Here is a 6,681-nt window from a genome sequence, read left to right as displayed (position 1 = left end):
CCCCACCCACCCGCGCCCGGAGCGCGCCGTCGACCACCCGGCCCCGCTCCCGGACAACGCAGCCGACCGCCCGGTCCCCCGCCAGGCCGCGCCGCCAGGCGACCCCGTACCGGCCACGCCACGGCCCGCGCCCCGCTCCCCCGTGGCAGGATCGGTCATGCCATGACTGCGCCCACGAAGCCCCCGCACCACAGTTCCTCCGCCGCCCACGACACCGACCCCGGCGACGCCCTGCACGCCCCCGTCATCGACTGGTTCGCCGAGAACGCGCGCGACCTGCCCTGGCGGCGCCCGGAGGCCGGGCCGTGGGGCGTGATGGTCAGCGAGTTCATGCTCCAGCAGACGCCCGTCAGCCGCGTGCTGCCCGTCTACGAGCAGTGGCTCGCCCGCTGGCCCCGCCCCGCGGACCTCGCCGCCGAGGCACCCGGCGAGGCGGTCCGCGCCTGGGGCCGGCTCGGCTACCCGCGCCGCGCCCTGCGGCTGCACGGCGCCGCCGCCGCGATAACGGAACGGCACGGCGGCGACGTACCCACCGACCACGCGCACCTGCTCGCCCTGCCCGGGATCGGCGAGTACACGGCCGCGGCCGTGGCGTCGTTCGCCTACGGCCAGCGGCACCCGGTGCTCGACACCAACGTCCGCCGGGTCTTCGCGCGCGCGGTCACCGGCGTGCAGTACCCGCCGAACGCCACCACCGCCGCCGAGCGCAAGCTCGCGCGCGCCCTGCTGCCCGACGACGAGCACACCGCGTCCCGGTGGGCCGCCGCCTCCATGGAGCTCGGCGCGCTGATCTGCACGGCGAAGAACGAGGGCTGCCACCGCTGCCCGATCGCCGCGCTGTGCGCGTGGCGGCTCGCGGGCAAGCCGGAGCACGACGGGCCCCCGCGCCGCGGGCAGACGTACGCCGGTACCGACCGCCAGGTGCGCGGCAAGCTGCTCGCCGTCCTGCGCGAGGCGCACGTGCCGGTGCCGCAGTCGGCGCTGGACCGGGTCTGGCACGAGCCGGTGCAGCGGGCGCGCGCGCTCGACGGGCTCGTCTCGGACGGTCTGGTGGAGCCGCTGCCGGAAGGGCTCTATCGGCTGCCGCTGAGCTGACGCACAGCCATGTCACAGTGCGGGCGGGCCCGTCGGAGGGTTTCCTCCACTCCATCGCGCGGACATATCACCCCATACCACCACGACTAGGCGTACGCCCTTACCCCGAACCTACTTCCGTTACACAACCGACGGACAGCCGAGCGTTTCTCGCAGTCTGCTTCGGACAGCGCCGTGACAACCCCTCCGTAGCTTCGTTCCCGTGCCCGGCGGACCACCGGGACGACACGGGGTCGACCGGAGAAAAACGGGGAACGGAGGCGGTTGCGATGGTGGAGCAGGGCGAGGTGCTGGAGTTCGAGGAGTACGTCCGCACGCGGCAGGACGCGTTGCTGCGCAGCGCCCGCCGCCTGGTGCCCGACCCGGTCGACGCCCAGGACCTGCTCCAGACGGCGCTCGCCCGGACCTACGGCCGCTGGGACGGCATCGCGGACAAGCGGCTCGCGGACGCCTACCTCCGCCGCGTGATGATCAACACGCGTACGGAGTGGTGGCGCGCCCGCAAGCTGGAGGAGGTCCCCACCGAGCAGCTGCCGGAGGCCTGCGTGGACGACTCCACCGAGCAGCACGCGGACCGCGCCCTGCTGATGGACGTCATGAAAGTCCTCGCACCGAAGCAACGCAGCGTCGTCGTGCTGCGACACTGGGAGCAGATGTCCACGGAGGAGACGGCCGCCGCCCTCGGCATGTCGGCCGGTACGGTCAAGAGCACGCTGCACCGGGCGCTCGCCCGGCTCCGCGAGGAGCTGGAGGCGCGGGACCTGGACGCACGCGCGCTGGAGCGTGAGGAGCGGGAGCGGTGCGCGGCCTGACCGGCACGAAGTCCACATCCACGGACCGATCCACGGACCGATCCACGAACCGTTCCACGAACCGTTCCACGGACCACCGGGCACGTCACCCGACCAGTCTCCAGGCGGCGTTCGCCGCGGGGGCCACCGTCGCCGCCCTCGCCCTGCTCGCGTCCGCCTGCGCCACCGGCGGCACCGGCGCCCGCGACGAGGGCCCGGCGCGCGCCGACTCGGCGGGGGGCGCCGCCCCCTCCCCGGTGTCGTACTCCCCGAGCCCCGCGGACACGTACCGGCGCGTCGACGCCGTCGCGCTCGTGAAGGACGACGCGGTGGTCTCCGCCGCGGTCAAGCACGATCTGAAGCCCTGTGTGGGCGACGAGTACCCGGTCGACGTCTCCTACGGCAGGCTCACCGGCGGCACCTCGGAGGACGTCGTGGTGAACGTGCTGACCTGCGGCGACGCGGTGGGGGTCGGCTCGTACGTGTACCGCGAGGAGAACGGCCGGTTCGTGGACGTCTTCAAGGCCGAGGAGTCCCCCGTCTACGCGGAGATGGACCGCGGCGACCTGGTGGTGACCAAGCAGGTGTACGAGAAGGGCGACGCGGTGTCGAACCCCTCCGGCGAGAACGTGATCACGTACGCCTGGTCGACGGCGGCCGGCGGCCACTTCGTGCAGCGCGACTTCCATCACACGGACTACAGCAACGCCGTGGGGGGCGACGGGTCGTCCGACACGGACAAGTGATGATTCGATCGCCCGGGAAGTGAACCGAACGGGTACCGCCGTCCGATGAAGAGGACGAAGGGGTGGGACGATGCCGGCTCACCTCCACGGGGACGGCAGCGGGCGTCCCTGCCGAGCGACCCACAGAAGGACTGAGAGCACCGGGATGGCAGAGCAGACCCACGTCCTGTTCGTCGAGGACGACGACGTCATCCGTGAGGCCACCCAGCTCGCCCTGGAGCGGGACGGCTTCGCGGTCACCGCGATGCCCGACGGCCTGTCGGGCCTCGAGGCGTTCCGGGCCGACCGCCCGGACATCGCGCTCCTGGACGTCATGGTCCCCGGCCTCGACGGCGTCAGCCTGTGCCGCCGCATCCGCGACGAGTCGACGGTCCCGGTGATCATGCTGTCGGCGCGCGCCGACTCCATCGACGTGGTGCTGGGCCTGGAGGCGGGCGCCGACGACTACGTGACCAAGCCGTTCGACGGCGCCGTCCTGGTCGCCCGCATCCGCGCGGTGCTGCGCCGCTTCGGGCACGCGGGCGGCGCGGACCGCGGGGAGGAGCCCGCCGCCCCGGCCGCCGACGGGGTGCTGACCTTCGGCGAGCTGGAGATCGACACCGAGGGCATGGAGGTGCGCCGGTCCGGGCAGCCGGTGGCGCTCACCCCCACCGAGATGCGCCTGCTGCTGGAGTTCTCCTCCGCGCCGGGCACGGTGCTCTCCCGCGACAAGCTCCTGGAGCGGGTCTGGGACTACGGCTGGGGCGGGGACACCCGGGTCGTCGACGTCCATGTGCAGCGGCTGCGCGCCAAGATCGGCCAGGACCGGATCGAGACGGTCCGCGGATTCGGCTACAAGTTGAAGGCCTGAGCGGGGGCGGGGCATGAGGGGGACGAGGGGGCAGCTGATGCCCGAGCGCCTGGCGCACGGGGGGCTCCGCACGGGGCTGCGGTGGAAACTCAGCGCCGCCATCGCGCTGGTCGGCGCGCTGGTCGCGGTGGCGCTGAGCCTGGTCGTGCACAACGCCGCCCGGGTCTCCATGCTGGACAACGCGCGCGAACTCGCGGTCGAGCGGCTCCAGATCGGGCAGCGCAACTACGAGCTGTCCAAGCGGCCGAACTTCCCGAAGATCGAGCGCGACGACCCGGACCTGCCCTCCAGGCTGCGCGACAAGGTCGACGAGGGCCGCATGGCGACGTACGTCGGCGAACACGGCGACGTGCCGGACATCTGGGCGGCGGTGCCGATGAAGGACGGGCACGTGCTGTCGCTGCACACCCACCTCACCGACCGCAGCACGGACGTGATGAAGGACCTCGACCAGGCCCTGGTCATCGGCTCCATCGCGGTCGTCCTCGGCGGCAGCGCGCTCGGGGTGCTGATCGGCGGCCAGTTCTCCCGCCGGCTCCGCAAGGCGGCCGCCGCGGCCCACCAGGTTGCCAAGGGCGAGACGGACGTACGGGTGCGGGACGCCATCGGCGGTGTCGTCTGGGACGAGACCGACGACCTCGCGAGCGCCGTGGACGCCATGGCGGACGCGCTGCGGCAGCGGCTGGAGGCCGAGCGCCGGGTCACCGCCGACATCGCCCACGAGCTGCGCACCCCGGTGACGGGCCTGCTGACGGCCGCCGAACTGCTGCCGCCGGGCCGGCCGACGGAGCTGGTCCTGGACCGCGCGAAGGCCATGCGCACGCTGGTCGAGGACGTCCTGGAGGTGGCCCGGCTGGACGGCGCCTCGGAGCGGGCCGAGCTGCAGGACATCCTGCTGGGCGACTTCGTGTCCCGGCGGGTGGCGGCGCGGGACCCCGCCATCGAGGTGCGCGTGGTGCACGAGTCGGAGGTCACCACCGACCCCCGGCGTCTGGAGCGCGTGCTGTTCAACCTGCTGGCCAACGCCGCGCGGCACGGCAAGCCGCCCATCGAGGTCACCGTCGAGGGCCGGGTCATCCGGGTCCGCGACCACGGCCCGGGATTCCCCGAGGACCTGCTCGCCGACGGGCCCAGCCGCTTCCGCACGGGCAGCAAGGACCGCGCCGGGCACGGCCACGGCCTCGGCCTGACCATCGCGGCCGGGCAGGCCCGTGTCCTCGGCGCCCGGCTCACCTTCCGCAACGTCCGCCCGGCCGGTGCCCCGGAGCACATAGCCGCGGAGGGCGCGGTCGCGGTCCTCTGGCTCCCGGAACACGCCCCGACCGACACCGGCAGCTATCCGATGCTGCCCGCGTGACGGGCGCGGAGCCGACCGACTCGACGGCGTACGCCGTACCGAGCCCGCCCCGCACCGGCAAAGCCACCGCCGTCGCCGCCGCCGGACAGGCCGAAGGCCCCCGGGGCGGACACCTGCCGGGAGCCTTCGGTCAGCCGCGTGGCGCGGCCGTGGTCGGTCAGACGGCCTCGACGATCGGCATCGGGGCGGCGTCGGCCTCGCCCTGCTGCGCGTCCGGCTTCTGCGGGCCGCCCTTGAGCGGCACCTCCTTCACGAACAGGGAGGCCACCAGGACGATCACCGCGACGACGGAGCCGAGGAGGAACGCCGTGTGGGTGCCGCTGGACACCGCGTACTGATAGGCCTCGCGGGCCGCCGCCGGGAGCTTGGCCAGGCTGGCCGCGTCCAGCTGCGCGGACTGCTCGGTGACCTTCGAGCCCAGCGCCCCGGCCCGCTCGGCCATGACGTCCTGGACCCGGTGGTTGAACAGGGCGCCCATGATGGCGACACCGAAGGAGGAACCGAGGGTGCGGAACAGGGTGGTCGACGAGGACGCGACACCCATGTCCTGCATCTGCACGCTGTTCTGCGCGACCAGCATGGTGATCTGCATCAGGCAGCCCATGCCCGCGCCGAGCACGGCCATGAAGATGCCGGAGGTGAGCCGGGTGGTGCCGGTGTCCATCGTGGACAGCAGGTACAGGCCGGTGATCATCAGCACGCCGCCGGCGATCGGGAACACCTTGTAGCGGCCGGAGTTGGTGGTGACCCGGCCGGCGACCAGCGAGGTGACGAGCATCGCGCCGAGCATCGGGAGCAGCAGCAGGCCCGAGTTGGTGGCCGAGGCGCCCTGCACCGACTGCTGGTACAGCGGCAGGAAGAGCGTCGCGCCGAACATCACGAAGCCGGTGATGAAGCCGATGATCGACATCAGGGTGAAGTTGCGGCTGCGGAAGATGTGCAGCGGGACGACCGGCTCCTTGGCCTTGGTCTGCCAGAACACGAACCCGATCAGCGAGGAGACGCCGATGCCGATGAGCTCCATGATCCGCGCGGAGGTCCAGGCGTACTCCGAGCCGCCCCAGGTCGTCACGAGCACGATGGAGGTGATGCCGACGGTCAGCAGGGTGACGCCGAGGTAGTCGATGCCCGCCTGGGAGCGCTTCTTCGGCAGGTGGAGCACCGCGGTGACCAGCACCAGCGCGACGGCGCCGAGCGGCAGGTTGATGTAGAAGGACCAGCGCCAGCCCCAGTTGTCGGTGATGGTGCCGCCGACCAGCGGGCCGCCGATCATCGCCAGCGCCATGACGCCGGCCATCATGCCCTGGTACTTGCCCCGCTCGCGCGGCGGGATCAGGTCGCCGATGATCGCCATGACGCCGACCATCAGACCGCCGGCGCCGAGACCCTGCACCGCGCGGAAGCCGATCAGCTGACCCATGTCCTGGGCCATGCCGCTGAGCGCCGAGCCGATCAGGAAGATCACGATCGAGGTGAGGAAGGTGGCCTTGCGGCCGTACATGTCGCCGAGCTTGCCCCAGACGGGCGTGGCCGCCGCGGTGGCCAGGGTGTATCCGGTCACCACCCACGACAGGTGCTCCAGGCCGCCGAGCTCGCCCACGATCGTCGGCATCGCCGTGCCCACGATCATGTTGTCCAGCATCGCGAGCATCATCGCGATCATGAGCGCGAGCAGGACCACCCGCACGCTCTTGGGCTGCTTCTCCGGCTTTGGCCGTTTCTCCGAGGTCACCGGGTCGGCCCCGGTCTGCGCGGTGTCCGCCATGGTTTTCCCATTCCCCCAGGGCCAGCTACTTACTTGCCGACCGGCTAGCTGTCTACACTGGGAAGGTAGACCTTAAC

The 6,681-nt window shown here is 72.3% G+C and carries 6 protein-coding genes; 5 read left to right on the top strand and 1 reads right to left on the bottom strand.

What is annotated here, in order from left to right; all coding sequences use genetic code 11:
* The first annotated feature begins 162 nt into the window (after positions 1 to 162).
* The 5 genes from WN71_RS21735 (at position 163) to cseC (ending at position 4,839) form a co-directional block, all read left to right on the top strand.
* Positions 163 to 1,095 (top strand): HhH-GPD family protein, encoded by a 933-nt coding sequence (locus WN71_RS21735; RefSeq protein WP_046588976.1) that lies wholly within the window; start codon positions 163 to 165, stop codon positions 1,093 to 1,095.
* A 272-nt stretch (positions 1,096 to 1,367) separates the two neighbouring features.
* Positions 1,368 to 1,907, top strand: a complete 540-nt coding sequence (locus tag WN71_RS21730) for a SigE family RNA polymerase sigma factor (RefSeq protein ID WP_046589125.1) — start codon at positions 1,368 to 1,370, stop codon at positions 1,905 to 1,907.
* A complete protein-coding gene (locus WN71_RS21725; RefSeq protein WP_420856515.1) occupies positions 1,895 to 2,632 on the top strand; it encodes a hypothetical protein in 738 nt (245 codons plus the stop codon). Before WN71_RS21730 ends, WN71_RS21725 begins: the two co-directional genes overlap by 13 nt.
* A gap of 145 nt (positions 2,633 to 2,777) precedes the next feature.
* A complete protein-coding gene (gene cseB / locus WN71_RS21720) occupies positions 2,778 to 3,482 on the top strand; it encodes a two-component system response regulator CseB (RefSeq protein WP_046588977.1) in 705 nt (234 codons plus the stop codon).
* Between the two features lie 13 nt (positions 3,483 to 3,495).
* Complete coding sequence (gene cseC, locus WN71_RS21715; RefSeq protein WP_046588978.1) at positions 3,496 to 4,839, top strand: two-component system sensor histidine kinase CseC; 1,344 nt, start codon at positions 3,496 to 3,498, stop codon at positions 4,837 to 4,839.
* A gap of 157 nt (positions 4,840 to 4,996) precedes the next feature.
* Here the strand turns inward: cseC and WN71_RS21710 are convergent, their stop codons facing one another.
* Positions 4,997 to 6,604: an MDR family MFS transporter gene (locus tag WN71_RS21710; protein ID WP_206300115.1), complete on the bottom strand. Its 1,608-nt coding sequence runs from the start codon at positions 6,602 to 6,604 to the stop codon at positions 4,997 to 4,999.
* Positions 6,605 to 6,681 lie beyond the last annotated feature (77 nt).

Origin of the sequence: Streptomyces mangrovisoli, from assembly GCF_000974985.2 — a bacterium.
In the GTDB taxonomy this organism is placed as follows: domain Bacteria; phylum Actinomycetota; class Actinomycetes; order Streptomycetales; family Streptomycetaceae; genus Streptomyces; species Streptomyces mangrovisoli.
This window is presented reverse-complemented; position numbering and strand designations above follow the sequence as displayed.

Coding starts and splice junctions, on each gene's coding strand:
- WN71_RS21735 (WP_046588976.1), top strand. CDS start 163: ATGACTGCGCCCACGAAGCCCCCGCACCACAGTTCCTCCGCCGCCCAC.
- cseB (WP_046588977.1), top strand. CDS start 2,778: ATGGCAGAGCAGACCCACGTCCTGTTCGTCGAGGACGACGACGTCATC.
- cseC (WP_046588978.1), top strand. CDS start 3,496: ATGAGGGGGACGAGGGGGCAGCTGATGCCCGAGCGCCTGGCGCACGGG.
- WN71_RS21710 (WP_206300115.1), bottom strand. CDS start 6,604: ATGGCGGACACCGCGCAGACCGGGGCCGACCCGGTGACCTCGGAGAAA.